This window comes from Planococcus sp. A6, from assembly GCF_028823615.1.
In the GTDB taxonomy this organism is placed as follows: domain Bacteria; phylum Bacillota; class Bacilli; order Bacillales_A; family Planococcaceae; genus Planococcus.
Window position 1 is genome coordinate 1 of record NZ_JAPEHT010000054.1, and the last position, 22,516, is coordinate 22,516.

A 22,516-nucleotide genomic window follows, 5' to 3' on the forward strand; every position below is an offset into this window, starting at 1 on the left:
TATAATTGTTGGTTTTGTAATTTCATCTTTTTTTAAAAATCAGTTTACATATCATAACTTATCGGAAGGGAAGGAACTTTGCATAAAATTTCTTTCCTTTTTTGTTTGGAGAAATATGCTTTTACGAATGGTTTAGAATAAGCGAGGTTATAAGTGAAATACGGAATTAATTTCCTTTTTATTCTGCGTGTTATAGTAATAGCATATTAGAAATTCAAATAACATAGGAGGTAACTTCTTTGATTAGACAGGAATTAAAAGAACGTGCAAAAACAATCGTTCAGCTTCCAGGTCATTTTCGACCGGCTATCGAAGAATATTTTGAAGGGGAAAATGGCGAAGGGGAAGCTATGTATTGGTGGGTAGATGAACAACAAGAGGAAACGATTTCCATTACGCTGGACTTTGCCGGAAACCTGACAAGTTTAACTATTGACTTAAAGGAAACTATTCCTGAGAATGTCACTCTTCATGAAGGCCAGTTAAAAGAGCTGGCGGATCAATTTTTAAGCAACCATTATCCACAGGCCATTGAAGCATTAAGTTGCGGAGAAGCGAAAAAAACAAGGGATACCCATCGATTTCATTATGAACAAATTTTTTTCGACTTACCATTAGCTTATGCAGGCTGCTTTATCGATGTTGCTCCCAATGGAGAGATTGTCAATTTTAAGTATTACGGGATAAAACCGGAACCGGCAATTCCGAAGGCATTGATTTCAAAAGAAAAACTGATTGATCACGTCAAAACTCGCCTTGATTTTCAGTTGACTATAGCGAATTTGGATACGGCTATTTATGATGTAAAAGAAAATGGTCTCCAACTGGTATATGAAATAGAGCCTTTTTTCATGAAATATAAAGCGGGTGTGTTGGATCCGACCTTAACGGTCATTCACGATGAAGACGAAGGCAGCCAGGAAACCTATGCACCGCTGCCACCGCCCCATACCTGCATGCGAAAAGATGTTTCCAATGAAGAAATCATTGGTGTTACTCAGGAAATGGAAATCGTTCGTGAAGGCGAATTGGGGGAAGATACAGGAATCGTCTGGCGGGAACGGGATTGGGAGAAGGAAGAAAACGATTTATCAATCAATAGCTTTTTTCAGAACCGCAATGAAGACACCGTAAAAGCGTTCATTTCAAAGAAAACAGGGAAAGTTAAAGGCTTTATGTGGTTTAAGGATCGACAAGGCGATCTCAACTTGAACAGGGAAGAATGTTACCAAAAAGCCATTGATTTATTGCAGATAGTACTGCCGAATTACGAAAAATTTTTGCAGTTGATTATACGTACTGACGAAGAGCTGGATGACACGAGTTCACATGAGTCATTTGTTTTCCGAGTGCATAATGGATATGGAATACCGGTTTATTTAGAAAGAGTACTTGTTGCTGTTAATCGGCTGACTGGCCAAATCGATAATTATAGTGGCCCGAGTTTTGACCTTGAAGAGCTTCAGCAACTTCCGTTTGAACCTGCTATTTCTAAAAAAGAAGCAAGTAGCATTTTCCTTCATCACTTGGATTTTGAATTGGCATGGAATGAAAGCTATGAAGAACAAGAAAAAGGCGACATTCTCATCTATCAAGGATGTGATCAATACACAAGAAAATCTATCAGGTATATCGATGCTTTAACTGGAGTAGCTATTACTGAAAAAGAGTAATTAATACCCCTAATTCGAATTTTTATGCACTATTCACTTTTTCTGAATTAGTTAACATATGACCCCTTATCGGAAGTCACCATGAATTTAATAGTAGAAAGGATCAATTCAAGTCAAACCAAGTATAAAATTTCGAGTCTAATGGCCAGATTTTCTTTGATCAGGATGTTTTTTTGTGTAGTACAAGGGTGAAAAAGAACAAGAACGCCAAGAGGGTAGTGCACCTTCAAAGTTAGTATTTAAACTTAACTTTGAAATGCACTACCCTCTGATGATCTTTTTTGAATCTTACTGACTTTCAATGAAAGGAAGGATGACTTTGCGATGTGTGGCATCGTTAACAAGTACACGATTGATGTAAAAATTATCATCTGTTGGTGCTATTGTTTGAGGTGCTAGTATATATCCTGCTTCTAGCCCTTGATCTCGTAATGCCTGAGCCGTAAACTCATCAGTATTTCCGTATGGGTAAGCAAAGCTAAGTACGGTTATTTCAAGCTCTTTTTCAATAACTTCAATACTTTTTTTCAAATCGCTTTTAAATTCCCCTCTATTTTCTGGGACCAGAAATATGGGGGTTTCGTTTTCAAATCGATGCATTTTATATGTGTGAGATCCAACGCTGGCAAGTCCACTGCTTTCCATTTCTCTTATTTGATCCCATGTAGCCATTTTTAAGTTACTGAAATCTTCATCTCCCACACGTCCTGCGATAACAAACATGGTAAATGGAACCTCTGCTTTTTTCAAAATTGGAAAGGCATTTTGGTAAACCGAGTAATCAATGTCGTCAAAAGAAACCCACACACATTTTGAGGGGAAGTTTCCTGATTCCTTCGCTTGCAGTAATTCGTCTTCTGACAAGAAAACAGCTCCTGCATCAGCTAATGATGTCAATTGTTCTTCAAACTCTGTAGTTAATACACTGTACTTAACCAATTCATCAGAGTTTAATAGCCACCTGCTGATTCGATTGGGAATAGTATCTTCTAATACACGGTGATAGTTTAACCCCAGGCAACCCTCTTTGTTTAGCTCTTTCGGAAAAGACATCGCGGACTCATCTACTGTATAAACGTTTTCTTCGATATCATCCTTAAACAGAAAAAATGTATATATCAAAGCTAGAACAACGGTTAGTTTAATGGCTTTCTTCATGCTGCTTTTCCTCTTCTAATGAAATTATTGGATTTTTTTCAAAAACCATATAGTTACTCTGGAGTTTTTCAATATTTTCGACACTCATTAATTGCAATGAGAGTAGATCACGTTCAGTTACCATTTTGGGGTAAGTTCGACGAGTCAATTGGCCAAACCGTTTTTTATTGTAGAGATGATTGGTAAATAGCAGTAAATAAATGACAATAAACATGGTGAATCCAAACCCAATGACTGCTTGAACTTCGCTATTTGTTGTTTTGAATGTCGTGTTCAGTGTTCTTGTTACACCATTACTAATTCCAGTAGTAGCTGATAAAATGAAAATCATCACGATAATCGTATATCCCCAAAAAAATAACGTAATGAGCAGATCGCTAACAAATCTAAGGTTTGAGCGATTTCCACTTATGATCATGGTTTCTTTAGACCTCGATCTGGACTTGACCATACAGCGTAACCTCCTTTATAACGGGATTTTATGGCCCTTGGCAAAGCAACAACGACTACTAATGTGTTTACCATCCAATAAATAGCCGGATACCATGCAGCCCACAAATAGTACTTCATCACACCGTTGTGTCTAGAATCAATTACGAGCGAAATGAATAGTTGAATCATGCTGATAAATACAAGGAAAAAAGAAGTTAATGTCAACCAAAATAAGAGATCTTGGAAGGTATTAGCCGAAAAAATAAGAACCAATGTAATAAATAACCAACTAAAAGCCCAAATGGTACTGACACATTGTTCTAAAAAGATAAGCCACAGTCGTCTTTGTTTCCAGCTAAAAAGAATGCGCCAGTGGCGTAAGACGACTTCCTGTCCTCCTTGTGCCCAACGAATCCGCTGTTGCCAGATACCAGAAAGTGTTTCTGGTACAAGCATCCAACAAATTGCACGAGGTTCATAGCGAACATCCCAAAATCGTTTTTGCAATTTCCAGCTGACCGCAATATCCTCTGTAATCATATCGCGGTCCCACAATCCAACATCTACTAATGCTTTTTTACGAAATGTCACCACGACTCCCGATACCGTCATTACTTTTCCTAATAGTCTTTGTGTGCGCTTGATCGCGCCAATAATTGAAGCGTATTCAACCAATTGCATTCGGCTCAGCAGCGTATTTCGATTCCGAATGGATGGACTTCCTGTAACGGCGCCCACTCGTTCTCCACTTACAAAAAACTGATGAACCATATAGTAAGGGGCTGTATCTGCTAGGAGGGCATCTGCATCAACGCAGACTAAATACTCGGCTTTAGAAGCAAATAAGCCAACTTGTAAAGCATTTGCTTTCCCTTGGTTTTGTTCAAGTTGAATCACTCTTACTTCATCGTATTTTTTTGATAGTTCCTCTAAAAGGTAAGTGGTTTGATCGGTTGAACCATCATTTATTAAGATAATTTCCTTTTTGGGGTAAGATAGCCCAGTTAGGTTTTCTACGGTCTCCATGATCGTATCTTCTTCGTTATAACAAGGAACGAGGATACTGATCATCGGCCAATCAAATCCATCTATATCGATATCACTTTGTTTATTTTCTTTTGTTCTTAAAAACAGAATAGATCCTGCCATCCAAAAAAGTGCCATTAGAAATGGATACCAGAAAACAAAACTTGCAACCACACCATATGGTTCTGAAAAGAAATTCATTTCAATGTTCCTTCTTTCGTATGTTTCTATTTAAAATAAGCAGTTTCCAGCTTAATTTCCGAGATTTCTTTGCATCCAGAATTGTTGTTGGAAAAAAATAAGTGTATCCACTTTAGTAACTTCTTTATTGAAAGGTCACTATGTAGAAAGGAGGTTTTTATATTGCCGAACCGCATCAAAAAAGAGCTCTTCCATTTACCGAAGCACCTCCACGAAGAAGCCACTCGTTCTCGGTTGATCAGCGGTGTCATATTAGATACTTCGAGACGTCACGTTTCATTGATGTTCTTAATGCGCATAATTGATGAGATTCAATCAAGTGGTGGAGATTATCTTCAATTGCATTTCTCAGATGCAGAGGGATACCGGGTATTCTCTGAAATTCTAGGTCAGACTTCGACGAAAACGAATGATCAATACCTCACTAAAGGCGAAATTTTGGAACTCATCACTTACGCAAACGATAGAGATGTGATGATCATTCCCGATTTTGATGTTCCAAGCCATTCAAAAGGGTGGTTGAATCTGGTGAAAGAAAGGTTCGATAAAAAATTTTATAAATCGATTGTGTCAGACTTCGATGACAATCTAGTTGACTACTTTGATAATCCCAGTGCAGCAACACATGTCAAATACTTGATTGAGGAAATAGCCTCGTTGTTTAAGCAAGATAAATATAAAGGACAGCTCATATTCTCAATAGGCGGTGACGAAGTACCAGGAACAATTAGCTTTCAAGATGAATATATAAGGTTTATGAACATAGTTTCTAACTATGTCGAACAATGCGGTTACAAGCCGAGGATGTGGAACGATTCTTTAACTGAAGTCGGGTTGCATGCTTTAAATTCAAATGTAGAGATTGTCTATTGGCAAGAAAGCATGTTGCCCCCCGAGGTTTTCATTTCAAACAATAGAACACTTCACAATTCGAATTTTTATACTCTAGTTTACAGTCCAAGTAACGACAATATAAATACAGAAGCTATCACTGAACAAATTAACTACGTAAAGGCGTTTCATAACTCATCTGTATTTTGTTGCAAAGATAACCCTTACCGTGAAGTTAATACACAAGATGCCCTTAAAGGTACTGCATACACGTTCTGGACTGAGCGCGGAATTGAACTAACTGATGAACAATTATTAGCTCAAATTTTACCTTTAATAAAAAACTATTTGAACATAAGCCAAAACTAATCATGCCTTGAGATACGTCGAACTGAAGATTTTGTAGACGATGACAGTTGACTAAATGGTCTCGATATTGCCTATAGGAAGGGCAGCAACTGCAAATGGTTTACACTGCAAGAGTCGACTAATGATGTAGAATCAAAAACGCATCATTGGGCATAATATGAGTTCGAAGCTCTTGTTCTTTTTGGGGAATCTAAAAACTTAGCCATATAAATTTCATTGTGCAGTTTATTATTGGTTATTATTGAGTTTTTACGAATACCTTCTGGTTCATATCCATTTTTCTCAAAAAGCTTTTGAGCTGGAGTATTTTCGTCTGAAACAATCAACTCGAGACGAGTGATGGTATTTGTAGCAGCCCATTCTTCAGCTTTTTGAAGAAGGGAGGAAGCAATTCCTTTCCCTTGTGCATCAGCTTGAATCCCAAGAAGCAAAGCAGCACGGTGACTAGCTCGCTTGGCCTCATTTCCTACGACCATTAAATAACCGACGTGTTCCCCGTTTAAAATAGCAAGAAAGGCGATTGAATGACCGCTTTGATTCCACTCAATAATCTGCTTTTTCATTTTTTGTGTAGACAGTGCTCGTTCCTCTTTTCCATACAATAGAAAGTCCGATTCTCCTTCAATTTGCTTCTGCAACTCTGCTAGAAAGCGAGCGTCACTATGTTTAGCTTGGCGAATAAGCAAAATATCTTTCTTTTCATAATCATTATTTCCGCCGTTTTTATCCAGAAGATCCATTCTTTCAAAACTGACAAAACGATTTGGTTTAAATTCCTTGACTCTGTAGCCATGGTCGATCCAAGCATGAAAATACTTAGAGGGCGCTTTAGTCTTTTCCCACCAACTTTGATTTAAATAGGCACTGTTAGGTAGGTTCTGGCCAATGATCTTTTCAACTTCAGAAAGGTGTAGCGTCAGGAGTGGTTCTGTTGCCATGGAAAAATAGTTTGCTAAGGGAATATATTTTTTTTCAAGCGCTATAGTCATTGGTTTAAATTCCTTTCAATCTCAATCGTTTTTATTAGTTGAAGTACGGCGTTCGTTAACGCTTTTTGCTTCCACACTCGAAACGTTGTCTTATTTTTTTAGTCGTTTGTCCCTCAAACAAATAATCGTTGTCTTTTTCACATCGATGGAAATGCCTCCAAGCAACAAACGCTTCTTACGCCATGCTCCATTTTTTCAAACCTTCCACCACATAAATTCTGTGCAGGCTTTTTCTTTAAAATATCCTGTGTTGATTCTCCATTCCACTTTCTAAAATGCTTGTATTTCTATAGAAAACCTCCTGAATGATAGCGAAAGATAGAATCAATGGCTGAGGTATTTCTAGCTCGATCACTTCGACTTTGCATCATTTTAAATTTTTTTGTAAAAACTAACGGACGGCAGATCACTTTACCCGGGTTCTGGTGTTCGATCATGAAGGAAAAAGTTTCCAAAAGGGGATTCGTCTGAAGTAATGTCTTGTCGTTCTGTGGTGTTGGAACATTACGACCGGTCCAATGAATGCAAAAGGAATTTATTATTGCATTACCGAAAGAAATATACCGCTGAAGCTCGAAATGCCTGCTTTCTTATATTTTCAATATCAGCAGAACAACGAACCTTTTACTTAAAAAGATCTCTATTCAATAAAATACGAGTCTTAATACCCTTTATAAAGTGAGCGACACACAACTTATATACCCACTAATGTGAGTTATATTTAATTTTTTTGAAATTAAATACATATATATGAACTATATGTTTAAAGATAAAAATTAATTTTAATAAAGCAAGGTAAAAAAGAATCTTATTTATGGGATATTAAGGAATATTTAAGGCAGTTATATCGGTATTTTCTGAAATAAAGCATATGTGAGAAAAAATTGGGTGAGGAAATTTATTTTATCTCGAAGCCTAGAAATATCGATAAAATAGTTGGAGTTTCTATTTTTTATAAGAAGTATAGTGAGAATCTCAAGCGATTTAGCTTATTGCGCCTCAAAATCGCATTTATCTGAGGCAATGTTTACTTAAAGCAAAACATAGGTAGGGTTGGATGAATGGGAGGTTTCATATGACGGAGTAGCTGAATAAAAGGAAGTAACTAACAAGCAATTTTCTTCATAATATTGCATGAGATTTTTAGGTAGTTTTGATAAAGCTGAAGATTTATATTGAATTAATCTAGATGCAGTAGTAAGTAAGCAAAAAGTCTCTTCATGGAATATTTTTTATGGGGTAAAAGGTATATTTCGAGGAATATTCTGTTATCATAAGTAAATATATGGAGAAATAACGTTTGTCAAAAAGCATTGTAGGGGGCTTATGTATGATTCAGCATCAAGCATCATTGTCAATCGATCGAGCGTTAATGAACGGAATACAAGAAATGGTCACTGGATTTGGTCAGAATTACTCGCGAAGCCAGTTTTTGATGCATCCGAGTCTTACAGCCATATGGTAATTATCATTCGAGACATCGATTTGCAAAAAAAATATGAAGCCAAGTTAGAACTACTGGCCTTTCGTGACCCGTTGACTAACCTGCCTAATCGTCGCTACTTTCAGGAGTCACTTGAACAAGCATTGATTGATTTTCGCGTGAAAGAGAAGCATTTTGCCGTAATGCTGCTAGATGTAGACGAGTTCAAGCAAATAAATGATCAATGGGGACATGAGACAGGGGATGCCATCATACAGGAGTTTGGCAGACGTTTAGAAACAACTGTATTTGAAAGCGATGTCGTGGCGCGTTTAGGAGGAGATGAGTTTATTATTCTCTTAGCCAATATAGACTCCGTAAATTGTGCGTTGACTGTCATCGAGAAAATTAGAAATATAATGAAAAAAACATGGACAATTGAAGGGATGTCGCTGTCTGTATCGACTAGTATTGGTCTAGCTATGCCTCATCCAGAAGCTACAGTGTCCTCCATGTTGAAGGAAGCCGATCAAGCCATGTATAAAGAAAAAAGAGCAAGACAAGGCACCAACATAAATCATCGCTTTTAATTCCAGAAGTAGAAGCGCTACACGTGACTCATTTTCATAAGAGGTGGACGTATCGGTATATATACGTAAGAAGACAACGAGCACAACGCTTACTTTGACCAGTTTACTTGTTTTGTAAAGTGGGTATTTAAATTTATTGAAGGACACAAACGGACTGTTTTCATAGATTTTTTTGAGGAAATTATCTCATAAATGCAGATAAAATATCATTAGACAGTCAGATCGTTGCTTGTCCCGTTTGTTTTTTACCGTATAGATGAAATCAACAACTATAAATGTTTATTCTTAATCGTATCTAATTGAATGACGTAAATAGGTGATGTGCTTTAGACTATGGCGCTACTAGCAACGCCGCAAGGAATCCCACGATTCTTTGCGGCGTTTTTTTCTAAGTAGCATAAATGAACGTTACAAAATGACAAAATAACTTTTTAGTAGGAGGGATTGAGTGGTGACAGCATTGGAAAAGAAATATCGCTCGTTAGCTATGTACTTTTCAGAATCGACAAATCAAATCATTACATTAAAATTCACAGAGATCGAGAAGATTATGGGATATAGTCTCCCGAGCAGTGCATATTTGAATCACAGTTGGTGGAAAAAAGAGAAATCATATACAAGGCACTATCAGGCATGGGTCGCTGCAGGGTATGTGGTAAAGTATGTGAAGCCAAATCAATACATCGTTTTTGAAAGAGAAGATCCACTTTTCAAAAATGAGAGTGATAAAGATACTTTAATTATCCGTCCTGCTTTGCATGGAGATGCGCCTTCCCTTTCCAAATTACACAAAAAAGAGAATGCAAAATTAACGTTTTTTATCGAAGGGCAGGAACACCAGGAAACTTCAGAAAAAGGCTTCAGACAGCAAATTACTGCATGCAATCAAATAGGGCACTCGGTCATCTTGTTGGCTATTCTGAACGGTGAACATGTTGGATATATGAAAATTACAGGGAATGAATTGAAGCGAGCTGCTCATCGGGCAGTGGTTGAGCTTTTTATTCAAGACATCGAGTACGATTTAGACGTTTTTTCTAGTCTTATGCGAAAATCAGAAGAATGGGCAGAAGAAAAAGGCATCAAACGTTTTGAGCTTACGATGTTAGAAGAAAACGTGCAGGCGCGTATGCGTTTTGAACAAAGTGGATATGAAGTAGAGGGAATCCGGAAAAGCTCAGTTGTTCTTCTCAACAAACTGCACAACGAAGTCTATATGGGCAAGGTTTTAGCACCCAAGAAAGACAGCGCCTGATAAAACAGGAACATCCGCCTATAAAATGAAGGCGCATTTCATTCTTCATCATGTCGTTAAACGAAAGGGAGAGGAAAATAGATGGAAATTAAACGTAAGTATTCGGATGTCTCAAAAACTGCCACCTATTTTTTTACACGTTCAAAGCATATACATGAAGAAAATGGCATAGTATTCCTGACACTATTCGCGCGTTTAACAAGAGAGTTCGTCCATCAAGGAACCCCGTATAATACGAAGAAAATAGAACCAATATGGGTAAATGTAGAAGAGCTGAAGCTAGAACATGCGACGGAAAAAATGAAGTTATTACCTAACTATGTTCAACATTATGAAGTGTCAAAAGAAATCTTCTTAACGCTATACAATGTATCGTTGGTTTGTCCTCATGAACTTTACTACGTGACACCTTTTAAGCCTATTCATAAGGTTCAAGCGACCTATCGTTTGTAGGCGAAATACCATTTCTGCGGCTTAGAGGTTGTGTTCGTTCGACGTTATCTAGTGACTCATCACCTGTATCGAGAAAGACTGCACCAGTTAAAGAAGAATACGCTAGATAGTCTACACTTTGTTGGACAGAAAAATTAAGGGTGCGTAAGCTAGTACCACATCACCCCCCGAAAAGGAGTCCTTATCATGTCTCAAGAACGTCGCGCTTTTTCGCGTGAATTCAAGCAACAGATGGTGGATTTAGTCGAAAATGGCAAAAGCAAAAAAGAAATTATCCGAGAATACAATCTTGGCTCATCCTCACTCGACCGCTGGATCCTTCAAGCTAACCGTTCCGGTTCGTTCATTGAAAAAGAAAATCGAACGTCCGAGCAACAAGAGTTGATCGACTACAAAAAACGAGTGAAACAACTGGAAATGGAAGTCGATATTTTAAAGCAAGCCGCGCTGATCATGGGACGAAAATAGAGATTATTCAACAAAATCAGGATCGCTATTCGGTATCAGCAATGTGTAAAGTCCTCGGAATCAGCCGCAGTAATTTCTATTACGGAACGACGACTGCGGTGGTGAATCAACAAAAGAAAGAAGACGAAGAGCAGGCGTTAAAAAAGAAGATCTCTACGATCTTCCGCCAGCACCGCAGTGTGTATGGCGCAAGCAAAATCAAAGTGGAACTAGAACATCTGGGGGAAACCATTTCCAAGCGACGTATCCGTCGACTCATGCAAGAAATGGAACTCGTGTCGACGTATGCGCGACCGAGTTACAAACCGATGAAAACAGCGACCAACGAGGCTGCATATTGCAACGTGTTGAACCGCCAATTCAAGGTAGGCCAACAACTCACCATCCTGGTGAGTGATTTGACATACGTGAAAGTGGGAAGCAATTGGCATTATATCTGTCTACTTATCGACTTATATAACCGCGAAATCGTGGGTTCCAGCGCAGGCGCTCGAAAAGATGCCGCGTTGGTTCAACGTGCATTCGCAACCGTCAAACTGGACCTGCATGCGGTCTCGGTTTTCCATACCGATCGTGGATCCGAATTTAAAAACGAAGGAATCGATGAGATTTTGGAGGCGCATGGAATCGAGCGATCGCTTAGCCAAAAGGGAAATCCGTATGATAATGCGGTTGCCGAAACTACGTTTAAGACACTGAAAACCGAGTGGATTAACGGTCGGCGCTTCGAGTCGCTCAAGCAGTTGTCCCTCGAACTATTCGATTACATCAATTGGTATAACAACCTGCGAATACATGGCTCGTTAGGCTACCTCAGTCCGGTTGCTTACCGGCTGTCTTCCCTTAAAAAAGTTGTTTGATTTTGTGTTGACTTACCAACTTAAGCCGCTTTAACTTTCAGTGTTCTTATAAAAAATATAAAGGTAGAGATAAAGAATCAACTATGTGTATAATAAAAAGAAAAAATAGAATTTAATAATATACCATAAAGGTGCTTATGTTCTAGGATATGAGTTAAAAGGGAAGCCGGTTCGATTCCGGCGCGGTCCCGCCACTGTAAGTGAGAGCAATCTGTAGAAAGCCACTGAAGTACTGCTTCGGGAAGGTGCAGAACGCGATGATCACGAGCCAGGAGACCTGCCTTTATGTTAATGGCCGTATGCTTGCGAGGACAAGCTGGAAACACGCAATCTTTTTGTGCAGTCTTCCAATCCCTCGCGACTTGCGGGGGATTTTTCTATTTTTAAAAATGGAGGATTTAATTATGAAAAAAGTATGGAGATTTGGGTTGAGTGCAGGAATAGCAATGTCATTATTGACAGCATGTGGAGAAGAAGCTGAAACGGTGAAAGAGTCACCGGCAGAGCCGGTAGAGGAAACTGCTGGTGCAGAATTCCCTGTGACATTAATCGATGCTGTTGGAGAAGAAATAGTGATTGAGGAAGAACCGGATGCAATTGTTTCTCTGGTTCCTTCAAATACAGAAATTGCGTATGGACTTGGACTTGGGGATAAAATGGTTGGATTATCGGATTACGATAACTATCCGGAAGAAACAGAAGAAGTTGAAAAAATCGGAGGACAAGAATTCAATGTTGAAAAAATAATTAGCCTCCAACCTGACATCGTGCTAGCACATGAATCTGGCTTGGGGGTTGGGGAGGGCGGATTGCAACAATTGCGAGAGGCGGGAATTTCTGTACTTGTTGTCGATAGTGCAATCAACTTTGAAGAAGTATATGAAACTATGGCGACTATTGGACAGGCAACAGGTGCTATCGAAGAAGCCGAAATGATGGTAGATGAGATGAAGCAGGAAGTTGGAGAAATTGAAGAACTCGCTGCAAGCGTTGAAGAATCCAAGTCTGTATTTATTGAAGTTTCAGGCCCACCTGAAATTTACACCGCTGGCAGTGGAACGTTTATGGATGAAATGCTTTCGATTATCAATGCCGAAAATGTAGCGGATGACTTTGAAGGATGGGTTAGTTTAGATCCTGAAGCCATCATAGAAAAAGATCCAGATGTTATTTTAACGACATACGGCTATTACAATGCAGAAGCAATTGATCAAGTGTTGTCTCGAGATGGCTTTGGGGGAATAACTGCCATAGAGAATGAGGCAGTTTATGATGTAGAATCAGATCTTGTTAGTCGTACAGGCCCCCGTTTGACAGAAGGGCTGATGGAAATGGCAGAGGCGGTTTATCCTGAGGTATTTAGCGAGTAAGATTGCATTAATTAAATGAATAAATCCTAAGAAAAAGAGAACTAATGTCTGTCTCTCGTTATTTGGAGTTTTTCCTGACCATTCAAAAAAGTTGAAGAATTCTTTTAGCCTATAAGGTGTAAGGATTCTGAGATGAATTTATAAAAAATCTATAGTAAAACTATTGGTGAAATAGTCCAATAGCGATTAACTTGCATGAGAACTGCTTTTAGCGCCGCTGCAGGAACATAACTTGGCTATATGAAGGGATGAGCAAAATGCAAAAAAAGGGATTATTACTGGTCTACACAGGTCACGGTAAGGGGAAGACGACTGCTTCACTTGGGGTGACTTTACGAGCGGTTGGCCGTGGGATGAATGTCCGTTATCTACAATTCATCAAATCGCCTGAGCGGACTTACGGTGAGCAAATCGCTCTTCGAAAACTTGGTGTGGAAACAGAACAATTAGGCATCGGTTTTACGTGGACTAAAACACCCGAAGAACACCGCGAAGCACTTGCAAAGGCATGGAAAAAAACACATGCAGCCCTTCAGGATGAAAATTTGGATCTGTTGGTGCTGGATGAGTTAAACAATGCTCTGGCCATTCAAAAATTCCCTGTAGATGACGTTTTGCCGCTCCAAGAAGTTCTGGAAGCTATCCAAAATCGCCCAGAAAAGATGCACCTTGTGATCACTGGCCGTGACGCTCATCCAGCCATTCTGAAACTGGCAGACTTGGTATCTACAATTGATGGAACGAAGCATTACTACGACGAAGGAATTCCAGCCGTCAAAGGACTTGAATTTTAAGGAGGCAAAAAACATGTCAGCAGTTTCCATTATGATTCAAGGAACGGCTTCAGATGTGGGAAAAAGCTTAATTTGCACAGCTTTGTGCCGAATCTTTTCAGATGATGGATTTCGGGTAGCTCCTTTCAAATCACAGAACATGGCTCTTAATTCTTTCGTGACGGAAACAGCTGGAGAAATTGGACGGGCGCAAGGAGTCCAAGCAGAAGCAGCCCGTGTCTCGGCGACTGTTGATATGAACCCAATTTTGCTCAAACCCAAGCAGGACATGGTGTCAGAAGTAATTCTCCATGGCAAGCACTTTATGGACATGAATGCTAAAACCTATCGCAATGATTTTTTGCAGCAAGTAATGCCGGCGGTCGAGCAGTCGATGCACAAGTTGCAACGTGATTTCGAAGTGTTAGTACTAGAAGGTGCCGGAAGCCCGGCAGAAATTAACTTGAAAGATAAAGACATTGCCAATATGCGAATGGCCCACCTAGCAGATGCTGCAGTCATTTTAGTTGCAGATATAGATCGGGGGGGCGTTTTTGCCTCTATTATCGGGACATTAACACTGCTCGATGAATCAGAACGCCAACGGGTAAAAGGAATCATTATCAATAAGTTCCGTGGAATTCGTGAACTGCTCGATGACGGTATTGAATGGTTGGAAAAAGAAACAGGTATCCCGGTACTAGGAGTCTTACCTTATCTTGATGTCCAAATTGATGCAGAAGATTCTCTCGCGCTTTCATCGCTGCGTTTTAAAAAGCCGAAAAAAGGAGAGTTTCCGATAGATATAGCAGTCATCCGGCTTCCTAGAATCTCTAATTTTACGGATATCGACCCATTTTTCGATGAACCCGAAACGGGAGTTCGCTTAATTGAAAAAATCGAAGATCTGGGTACACCGGATCTTATCATCATACCAGGAACTAAAAATACATTAGCTGATGCTGAATGGCTCAAAGAAACAGGGTTTGATCTAGCTATTAGAGAACTACGGCAACACGGTATCAAAATCTTTGGGATTTGTGGAGGTTTTCAATTGTTGGGACACTCCTTGGTGGACAATGGAGCCTTTGATGGAGAGGGCGGGACAGCGAGGGGTCTTTCCTTATTGCCAGTGGATACGGTTTATATCGGCGATAAGAAGACAATTACAATGACTGGTAACCGAGTGAAAGATGGCCAGGCCCTGACAGGCTATGAAATTCATTTGGGAAGATCGATGATCCGAGGAGAAGCAGAGCCATTTATGAAGGTTTCGGATGGCCGTATGGATGGGGCGGTAAGTCTGGATGGCAACGTTATCGGTACATACCTTCACGGCATCTTTCATAACCGTAATTTCACACGTGAACTAGTCAACGAATTACGTGAAAAAAAAGGATTGGCCTCTTTAAAATCTGATGTAAAACCCGATACACAGCGAAGGGAAGAAGCGTATGATTTACTGGCGGTACAAGTTCGCAATCATATGGATATCCCAGCGATTTATCAATTGCTCGGTTTATCGACTGCCAAGGGCGACAAGAGCAATGTATAAATAATTTCGGATAAAAAACACACTTTTTTTACAGCGCTCTACTATTAATTAGATGTTTCAAAAAAATTTCTATATATTTAAATGAAACGGTTTTATACTAAATTGCTTTAATCAATTATTCTGATAGCCAAAGAACTGTGAATTGTCTTTTTTTAGAAAAATTTACAGAACTATTGATTCGAAAGTGTAGTGAGATTGAAAAGCAATTATAGGTCTTTTAAAATAACTTATCCTTTTTTCTAGTGGAAGTTTTTATTGTCAATAAGGAATCAAAAGAAGGAAAGAATCGTCATTATGAACTGAACCCCAAATGGGAATCACTTTTTTGAAGTGTCTTCCATTTAGGGTTCAATTTAAAAAAGGCGGTTTTTCCGGCTTCTTTTCAGGTGAACGAAAATTAAAAATGACAGATGCAGACTTAATGAGATAACCGGAACAGTAAGCAAATAAAGTTTATATATTTCAGGATTATCGGAAGAGAATCAAAGTTAAAAAAAGAAAATTTAATTGAGATCTCGAGACCCATTTTCAATTCTAATAGAAAATGGGTCTTTATATATTAGTTTGGAAAAAAGGGATTCAGTATACATTCAAAGTGGTATTATAAGAACGTATGTTCTTTATTTTAGGAAGGAGGCGATAGCATGAAAACAACGAAACACACAAAACAAGTAGGCGCTGTCAGTGATCGAGGGTTAATCAAGTGGCAAGGGATGCTGCTGACGGAACACGTCCGGTTAATCAAAGCATTCTACGAGGAACAGGACCAGGTGCCGAAACCCGAATTGACCGAGTTTGATTTGCAAGCCATCCAGGAAGAAGTGGAAATCGCCATGAGCCGAAGATGTGAGGTCCAACTGAAGACATGGAAAAATGGCGCGTTTTTTACGCATACTGGGGTAATTCAAGAAATCGATTTGAGGAATGGGCAACTGGTTTATGAAGACACATCCGGACGGCAGCGATTGCCGGTTGAGAGCTTGGTAGGCATTCAGTTAATGGATTGATTCAAATAATCAAAAGGAACTGATTGATGCAAAGCAGGTGGCATCGATCGGTTCCTTTTTCCTTGCTATTGTTTCAGCGTAGCCATGAAGTTTGAGTAATCTCCCTTACAAAAGGCAAATCCCGTGTCTGAGATTTGCCTTCTGAGGGATTTATCTTTTCTGAGACGATGGAAGATGCGATTCATTTCGTCTGAGAATCCCGTAGGGACGGGGTTTTTAAATAACCCCGATTTCCCTCAAGGAAACGTCTCCTTTTTGGCTGACAATCAGTGAATCCAACACTTCAATGCCAATCAGTTCGCCGGCATCCATCAATCGCTTGCTGACAGCCACGTCCTCATGAGAGTATTGGCAGTCGCCCGAGGGATGGTTATGTGCCAGGATTATCGTTCCTGAATTATTTAGAATAGCTGCCTTAAACACTTCGCGTGGATGAACGACACTGGCATTCAAGCTTCCGGTGTGGCAACGATGAACCACCGATATTTCATTTTTAATGTTCAGGCAGATGACTAAGAAAACTTCCCGGTCCTCATCTCCAATGAGGGCTTTCGCAAAGTTAATGGCATCTGTGGAACTGCGGATACGTTCGGGAAGGATGCTTTTATAAGTTTCTTCGACTTCTTTGATTTCCTGTTTAATGCGTGTGATTTCAATGATTTTTTCGAGTTTCATGGGGTATCGCTCCTTTTTGATTTTGTCCGCCGGGCGGGAATGGTCCCAAAAGGGATTATTTTTTGCCTTTTGGTAAGGAGGACGGCCACACCCCATAGCCGACCAGTCAAGGGTCCCAGCGCCAAAGTTTTTTAGCGAAGCCGATCTAAAAAAGTTTGGCGCCCCTTGACTGAACACGGGCTTTGTCGGCTCCTGTCTTGGCTTGAAATAGGGATAGGGCGAAGCCAAGGAATCTGTCCGTATTTCGAGCTTAGAGAGGCTGGGGCTGTGTACGCTCCGGTGGCCAAAAGCAAAAAATAACGACAAAAGGCAGCCATTTCGGCTGCCTTCCCATTTTGCTCGGTCTTCTGTTGTTCGACTCGTTCACCCGTTAAGAAAAGGACAGGAATCTAGGGGCTGTTTCCAACAGGTTACAGCCCCTGATTATCGGCTTTTTCAGGGGGAAGCGACACATAGAGCGCCTTGAAACGACGGTTGCTAGGCGTTCTTGTGCAGTCGCCTATAAGAATTTTGCTCTTTATCTTTATAAGTATCCATCAAATTTCACAAGAAGTTTGATCACAAAGAAGAGAAATATTTTCTGCTGTAGAAAATCATATTATTTCTCTGGATATAATTTGGAAATGATGAGAAGATAAAGGAAGTTTGAAAATCAATTGATCATTACAGCGACTGGAGACGAAGAAATGAACTATCTCAATAATGAAATACGCAATCATCTATTTGAGGCAATGATTAATGGTAGTAGAGTAGCCACCGTGGTGACAGATCCTAATCAAGAAGATAATCCCATCATTTATACGAATCAAAACTTTGAACGATTAACAGGCTATTCACAGGAAGAAATTCTCGGACATAATTGCCGATTTCTTCAAGGTAAAGATACAGATCAAAGCGCTGTTCAGCAAATAAGAAAAGCCATTGCCCATCAAGAACGCTTAGTCGTAACCTTAAAAAATTATCATAAAGACGGCATGAGTTTTTGGAACCGCTTACAAATAGAGCCTGTCAAAGTCGGGGAAGAGGTCTATTTTATTGGTACTCAAACCGATGTAACTAATGAGGTTCATCAGCAGCTTCTTTTAAATGAAAAAGAAGTAGAACTGAATGAACAGCTTCTCGCAATCATGCCAATTAGTTCGGATATTGGAGCTGTAGCACTCGTAGCGCGTATGAATAATCATCGATTTAATATCTTAGTCTCAAAATTAAGCGATTTTGTTCAAAGAACTTCTACTCGTTATATACTAATTGATGTGACCGGGGTGATATGGGATCGAGATTTCCTATACGATCATTTGTTGATGGTTCAGGATGTCTTACGGTTGATGGGTAGTGAACTCCATGTAACCGGAATCAGCCCGAGAACGGCTATTATGATTGCCCAGAATCAATCAGACAGTCGTCAATTGAAGACGTATTCAAATATACAGCAAGCTATACAGCGACTGCTTGCAGCTTAAACTCAAAAAAACGAAAGACATCTAATTGCTCTTCATCTGGTCTTTTTGTGTGGCTGATCTCTTTGATTATTCCATTTCATCAAAAAGTGAATCAGTGTTCGATGAAATTGTAGATCAATGTAGAAAAAGCAATGGAGAAGGAATCCCTCTCCATTGCTTTTTAATTCAACGTTCTAATTCATTTTCTTTCTCTTTCGTTCTCTCACCTTTATCCAATTGAGAGAAGGCTTCTTTTAGTTCAGAGGTTTTCCTATGATTCGGATTCAATTCACTCAGGTGTTTTTGGAAATCATCTTTGGACTGAATCTGCGGATTTTTCACTAACTGCCATCCGACGGTGACGCCGTGCTTAGCTTCTGCATGTAAATTCGGTTGCTTCAGCACGCGGCTCAGTCGTTCATTTAGATGCTTTTCATTGAGTTGCTGAAGATGAGGGGCTTCTTTGTGTTGAGAACGGCTCAAGTACCGGTCTGTGTTTAACGATTGGGCAAGTGCAGCTTTTCCGATGAATCGTTCCCCTTCAGCTTTTTTGTGGAATGTGCGCTGCGAACTTTCGCCGCCTTCTACGGTCACCGCGTATTTCCCCTCGTCCAGTTTCGTCACTTCCAAGACATCTTCAACTTTTTGATACTCCTGGACCAACTGCCCTTTGTTTTCTAGTATATTTAATACCGCATAACGATCGTCCAATTCACTTAACGGAAGAATCCGATTTGTATTGGTACGGAGGGTGAAGTGCTGATCCCGTTCGTTCTGTTCCACGGTCGCGAAAACGACGAGTCCATTTTTAGCATCCAACAGCTGCAAGGTCGGTTTATCTTCAAGCGATAGTTTCAACTTGGTTTCGACCGATTCCTTCACCTGTTCCGGATTGATGGATTGATAAAAATCTTGAATCTTTTCGTTCTGAAGCGAGTTCACGTGTTCAATCGTCGCTCGGGAGACATCTTGTACTTCTTTAATGGCTTGTTTAGCCAAGTTCAAATCTTGCGCCCATGTGGCGATGTAGCCAGTGGAAGAAAGATCCGTATCGAAACCATAGTATTGGGAAACGATATAGGCTGCGCATTCGGCCTGCGCTTCTTTATGTCCTCTCGGCAGGTCTTTGATGTCGCTTTCCTTATGATGGAGCTGACTGTGCGCATATTCGTGAATCAAGACACGGAATTTTTGCTCAGTGCTCTTGGAGACAGCCGTGTTGATGACAATCTCCTCTTTTTGAGGACTGAAATAACCGCCATAGGTCTGCCCCTCATGTGCTTCTTCTCGAATGGTTAACGACTGGGAGTTCTCATTCGTTTGATGGATGAACCGGTCATACAGTTCCCTCAAGGAATCTGGTGATGTTAAGTCTTTTTGGATAAAGTCCCGGACGTTCGGAATTTCTTTCCCATCCGTTTGAGAGACGTCGAAGACTTTGCCGATTCGGAAGCCAGTAATGCTTTGTCGAACTTCGGATTGAGGATCGCCATTCTTATCGCGTAACACTTCACCTGTCTGTTCGTTCACTTTCTGCACTTCAACTTTTTTAAATGAAGGCACCAAGATATCAAGGCTCTTTTCCCCTTTGTTGACGTGACGCCCCAGGGCTTGCCATTGCCTGAATCCACGAACCATCGTCGCTTCAGGGTTTTGCCCGGCAATCATGAGCACGTTATTGAATGAGTATTGGTGGCCACTGGCCATCACATTGAGCATATCCTGGAATCGGTTGTTTTTGAACATTTCTTCGAGGTTTCGTTCCAGCCGGTCATTGATTTCGGTCAAATCCACCTTAGTCGACATTGTGCATCACGTCCTTTCTGACATACCAAGCTTCATAAAGGGGTTCGACTCGTCCGGGAATCCGAACGGGACTATAACAAGTAATCGCATACTCTTGCACGTCTTCTTCAAGGTCAATCAGACCTTCATATGTAAGTGCCTCAAATGGCACAGGATCGTAAAAGCTCAAGATCCGTTTATCACTTGCGAGGATGTCGCTAATCGTGACAAGCATCGGTTTCTCCCCTTTCGCTTATAAGAGCGTACGTAAATCCGTCGCTTCCTTTTCCTTTAACCGGTCCTCGATGGACCGTTCTTCCGTTTCTTCTTCTTGCATGGCTGCCCATTCTTCTTCCAGTCCGTCGTCCGTTAAATCAAACACATCCGATTGATCAATCTCTTCTTCAATCACATGCGTTGCTGTGCCTCCTGAAGCGACATGAGCATCCTTGTTGGGTTCAGGAGGTGTCGGAACCGTGAAAGCTGATTCTTGCTTCACGGTTGGTTCTGAAGCGACAGACGTGTGTTGCTGAACGTAGGAGCCGAACACTTCGGATTGCCACGCTTTCTGTAGCTTCATCGGATGCAAGCCACTGACAAACAAATAGCAGTCGTTTTTGGCAATGCTCGCTAAGTCCCCTTCCGGTATCAAGGAACGCTTCACGTACTGTTCAGACTGGCTCTGGCTGGCACTCGATTTCCCACTCATGAAGCCTCCACTTTGACTGGAAGAGCCCGTCTGGATCTTCGCAGTCGTTTCACCGGCGAGTTGTGAGAAGTACTTAATCGTCTCCATATCCTTACTTCGCAGAAACAGCAGCGTGTCGTGGTTGGATAAGATGGAACGAGCCATTTCTTTCCCATACAGCGATTCAATCTGTCCATTGTCCTGGACGATGGTGTTCATCGATAAGCCGAGTCCTCGGCACGTCGCCAAGACCCGTGCGTATTTCTCGATTTTTCCGATGTTCGCGAATTCATCCAATAAGAAGATGGTGGGAATCTTCAATTGCCCGCGGTTTTCATCAGCCAGTTTATAGAACTGCGAAATCAATTGATCGAAGAACACAGACGTTAACGCTGTGAACGGGTTTTCGTCCATCGGAAGCTTCACATACAGAATGCTTTTCTGTTCCTGAAACTCACGGAAGTTGAAATCGCTCGTGCGGGTCATTTCGCTAATTTTCTTCAGCGTGAAAATACTGACTTGCGAAGCAAACGACGATGTCACACTGGTTCGCGTGTTTCCACCGAGTGTTGTTAAGCCCTTCAACAGTTGATAAGCCGGATGATGAGGACCGAGTTCTTCATCCACCCACTGGCGGAACGATTCCTCGTCCGGGGAGACTCGTTCATTAAAGACATTCAGCACGTCTTGCATGCTGGCGTTCGGGATTTCGGTTTTGCAGTAGACAATCAAGCCTGCCAGCATCTTCTGCGCCCGTTCCATAAAGAAGTCCTCTTTGCCGTCCTTGGTCGAGTTCTTCGCGATTGTGACGGAAACGCTTTGCGCGTCCTGATCATCAAAGACGTAATCGAGCAAGTTGTAATTGTCTTGATTGAAGTTGATGAAATCGATTTGATACACCTTGTAGCCTTGTTTTCGCTTGATGTCAGCTGTTTGTTCAAAGAGCTCACCCTTTGGATCCGTGACAATCAAGGTTTCCTCATAGTTATTGACGAGGTTTGGGATGACGTAGGACTGGCCTTTACCACTCCCGCTGGACCCGACAATGTAGACGTTCCGGTTATCAATCTCTGTTGATCGGGGAATGATGAGCACTTGTTTCTTATTCGGTACTCGACCGACAATCAATCCGTTCTCCAATCGTTCCACAGTTTTTTCAGGCTGTTTGGAGTTGTAGGTATTGTGCTTGGAGAAATATTTGCCGTTCAGGACTTCAGATGGCTTTGTGAATCTGGCCGATCCGTGGACCCCGAAGTCATGGGCGTCTTCATACGTATGTTCCATCAAGCGCATTTTGGACAGGAACCAGCCGAAGAAGACGACTGTGAGAATCGCCACTAAGAGTTGTGATTGCTGATCGGTATCGGTAAGGAAGGTCAACGTTCCTTGTACGTCCAGAAGAAGGGCATTGAGCCCTCCCCCTTCTTTTAAGAAGCGTAAGAGTCCTGCCAGGGCATATCCAATCACTAAGGATAAAAGAAACGTAACGGCGA

Annotated in this window: 19 protein-coding genes and 1 riboswitch; of the genes, 11 read left to right on the forward strand and 8 right to left on the reverse strand. The window is 40.8% G+C overall.

What is annotated here, in order from left to right; all coding sequences use genetic code 11:
* Window positions 1–239: 239 nt before the first annotated feature.
* Complete coding sequence (locus tag ON064_RS09660) at window positions 240–1,673, forward strand: YcdB/YcdC domain-containing protein (RefSeq protein WP_274624594.1); 1,434 nt, start codon at window positions 240–242, stop codon at window positions 1,671–1,673.
* Between the two features lie 288 nt (window positions 1,674–1,961).
* Here ON064_RS09660 and ON064_RS09665 read toward each other — a convergent pair whose 3' ends face one another.
* From ON064_RS09665 to pgaC, 3 genes are read right to left on the reverse strand one after another with little or no spacing between them, the layout of a single operon-like run.
* Window positions 1,962–2,831, reverse strand: coding sequence for a polysaccharide deacetylase family protein (locus ON064_RS09665; RefSeq protein WP_274624595.1), 870 nt, complete (start codon window positions 2,829–2,831; stop codon window positions 1,962–1,964).
* Window positions 2,815–3,282, reverse strand: a complete 468-nt coding sequence (locus ON064_RS09670) for a hypothetical protein (protein ID WP_182092034.1) — start codon at window positions 3,280–3,282, stop codon at window positions 2,815–2,817. Before ON064_RS09670 ends, ON064_RS09665 begins: the two co-directional genes overlap by 17 nt.
* Entirely contained in the window at window positions 3,246–4,490 is a 1,245-nt protein-coding gene (pgaC, locus tag ON064_RS09675) for a poly-beta-1,6-N-acetyl-D-glucosamine synthase (protein WP_182092033.1), read from the reverse strand. The genes ON064_RS09670 and pgaC overlap by 37 nt, the downstream gene beginning before the upstream one ends.
* Window positions 4,491–4,652: 162 nt before the next feature.
* Between pgaC and ON064_RS09680 the strand changes: the two genes are divergently transcribed.
* The gene (locus ON064_RS09680) at window positions 4,653–5,690 is read left to right on the forward strand and encodes a family 20 glycosylhydrolase (protein WP_274624596.1); all 1,038 of its coding nucleotides are present in this window, start codon (window positions 4,653–4,655) and stop codon (window positions 5,688–5,690) included.
* A gap of 143 nt (window positions 5,691–5,833) precedes the next feature.
* On the opposite strand, the gene ON064_RS09685 is transcribed toward ON064_RS09680, so the two are convergent.
* A complete protein-coding gene (locus tag ON064_RS09685; RefSeq protein WP_211656347.1) occupies window positions 5,834–6,679 on the reverse strand; it encodes a GNAT family N-acetyltransferase in 846 nt (281 codons plus the stop codon).
* A 1,326-nt stretch (window positions 6,680–8,005) separates the two neighbouring features.
* On the opposite strand from ON064_RS09685, the gene ON064_RS09690 reads away from it, so the two are divergent.
* From ON064_RS09690 to ON064_RS09725, 8 genes are all read left to right on the forward strand, one after another.
* Window positions 8,006–8,692 carry a GGDEF domain-containing protein gene (locus ON064_RS09690; protein WP_274624597.1) on the forward strand — a complete coding sequence of 229 codons (687 nt, stop codon included), beginning with the start codon at window positions 8,006–8,008 and terminating at the stop codon, window positions 8,690–8,692.
* Between the two features lie 451 nt (window positions 8,693–9,143).
* The gene (locus ON064_RS09695) at window positions 9,144–9,947 is read left to right on the forward strand and encodes a GNAT family N-acetyltransferase (RefSeq protein ID WP_274624598.1); all 804 of its coding nucleotides are present in this window, start codon (window positions 9,144–9,146) and stop codon (window positions 9,945–9,947) included.
* A gap of 81 nt (window positions 9,948–10,028) precedes the next feature.
* The gene (locus ON064_RS09700; protein WP_274624599.1) at window positions 10,029–10,400 is read left to right on the forward strand and encodes a hypothetical protein; all 372 of its coding nucleotides are present in this window, start codon (window positions 10,029–10,031) and stop codon (window positions 10,398–10,400) included.
* Between the two features lie 186 nt (window positions 10,401–10,586).
* A protein-coding gene (locus ON064_RS09705) for an IS3 family transposase (RefSeq protein ID WP_274624600.1) occupies window positions 10,587–11,728 on the forward strand; the annotation gives its coding sequence in 2 pieces (ribosomal slippage) (window positions 10,587–10,833 and window positions 10,833–11,728; 1,143 coding nt in all).
* Between the two features lie 112 nt (window positions 11,729–11,840).
* A riboswitch (cobalamin riboswitch) is annotated at window positions 11,841–12,027 on the forward strand.
* A 105-nt stretch (window positions 12,028–12,132) separates the two neighbouring features.
* Window positions 12,133–13,098 carry an ABC transporter substrate-binding protein gene (locus tag ON064_RS09710; RefSeq protein ID WP_274624601.1) on the forward strand — a complete coding sequence of 322 codons (966 nt, stop codon included), beginning with the start codon at window positions 12,133–12,135 and terminating at the stop codon, window positions 13,096–13,098.
* Between the two features lie 257 nt (window positions 13,099–13,355).
* Complete coding sequence (locus ON064_RS09715) at window positions 13,356–13,892, forward strand: cob(I)yrinic acid a,c-diamide adenosyltransferase (RefSeq protein WP_274624602.1); 537 nt, start codon at window positions 13,356–13,358, stop codon at window positions 13,890–13,892.
* 13 nt (window positions 13,893–13,905) lie between these two features.
* Window positions 13,906–15,426: a cobyric acid synthase gene (locus tag ON064_RS09720; protein ID WP_274624603.1), complete on the forward strand. Its 1,521-nt coding sequence runs from the start codon at window positions 13,906–13,908 to the stop codon at window positions 15,424–15,426.
* Between the two features lie 644 nt (window positions 15,427–16,070).
* Complete coding sequence (locus ON064_RS09725) at window positions 16,071–16,433, forward strand: YolD-like family protein (RefSeq protein WP_274624604.1); 363 nt, start codon at window positions 16,071–16,073, stop codon at window positions 16,431–16,433.
* A 216-nt stretch (window positions 16,434–16,649) separates the two neighbouring features.
* Here ON064_RS09725 and ON064_RS09730 read toward each other — a convergent pair whose 3' ends face one another.
* A complete protein-coding gene (locus tag ON064_RS09730; protein WP_274624605.1) occupies window positions 16,650–17,108 on the reverse strand; it encodes a JAB domain-containing protein in 459 nt (152 codons plus the stop codon).
* Between the two features lie 686 nt (window positions 17,109–17,794).
* Here ON064_RS09730 and ytvA point away from each other — a divergent pair.
* The gene (gene ytvA / locus ON064_RS09735; protein ID WP_274624606.1) at window positions 17,795–18,571 is read left to right on the forward strand and encodes a YtvA family blue-light photoreceptor; all 777 of its coding nucleotides are present in this window, start codon (window positions 17,795–17,797) and stop codon (window positions 18,569–18,571) included.
* A gap of 165 nt (window positions 18,572–18,736) precedes the next feature.
* On the opposite strand, the gene ON064_RS09740 is transcribed toward ytvA, so the two are convergent.
* From ON064_RS09740 to ON064_RS09750, 3 genes are all read right to left on the reverse strand, one after another.
* Window positions 18,737–20,356: an ArdC family protein gene (locus tag ON064_RS09740; protein WP_274624607.1), complete on the reverse strand. Its 1,620-nt coding sequence runs from the start codon at window positions 20,354–20,356 to the stop codon at window positions 18,737–18,739.
* Entirely contained in the window at window positions 20,346–20,570 is a 225-nt protein-coding gene (locus ON064_RS09745) for a hypothetical protein (RefSeq protein ID WP_274624608.1), read from the reverse strand. The genes ON064_RS09740 and ON064_RS09745 overlap by 11 nt, the downstream gene beginning before the upstream one ends.
* An 18-nt stretch (window positions 20,571–20,588) precedes the next feature.
* The coding region (locus ON064_RS09750; protein WP_274624609.1) for a VirD4-like conjugal transfer protein, CD1115 family at window positions 20,589–22,516 on the reverse strand (1,928 nt) is incomplete at its 5' end.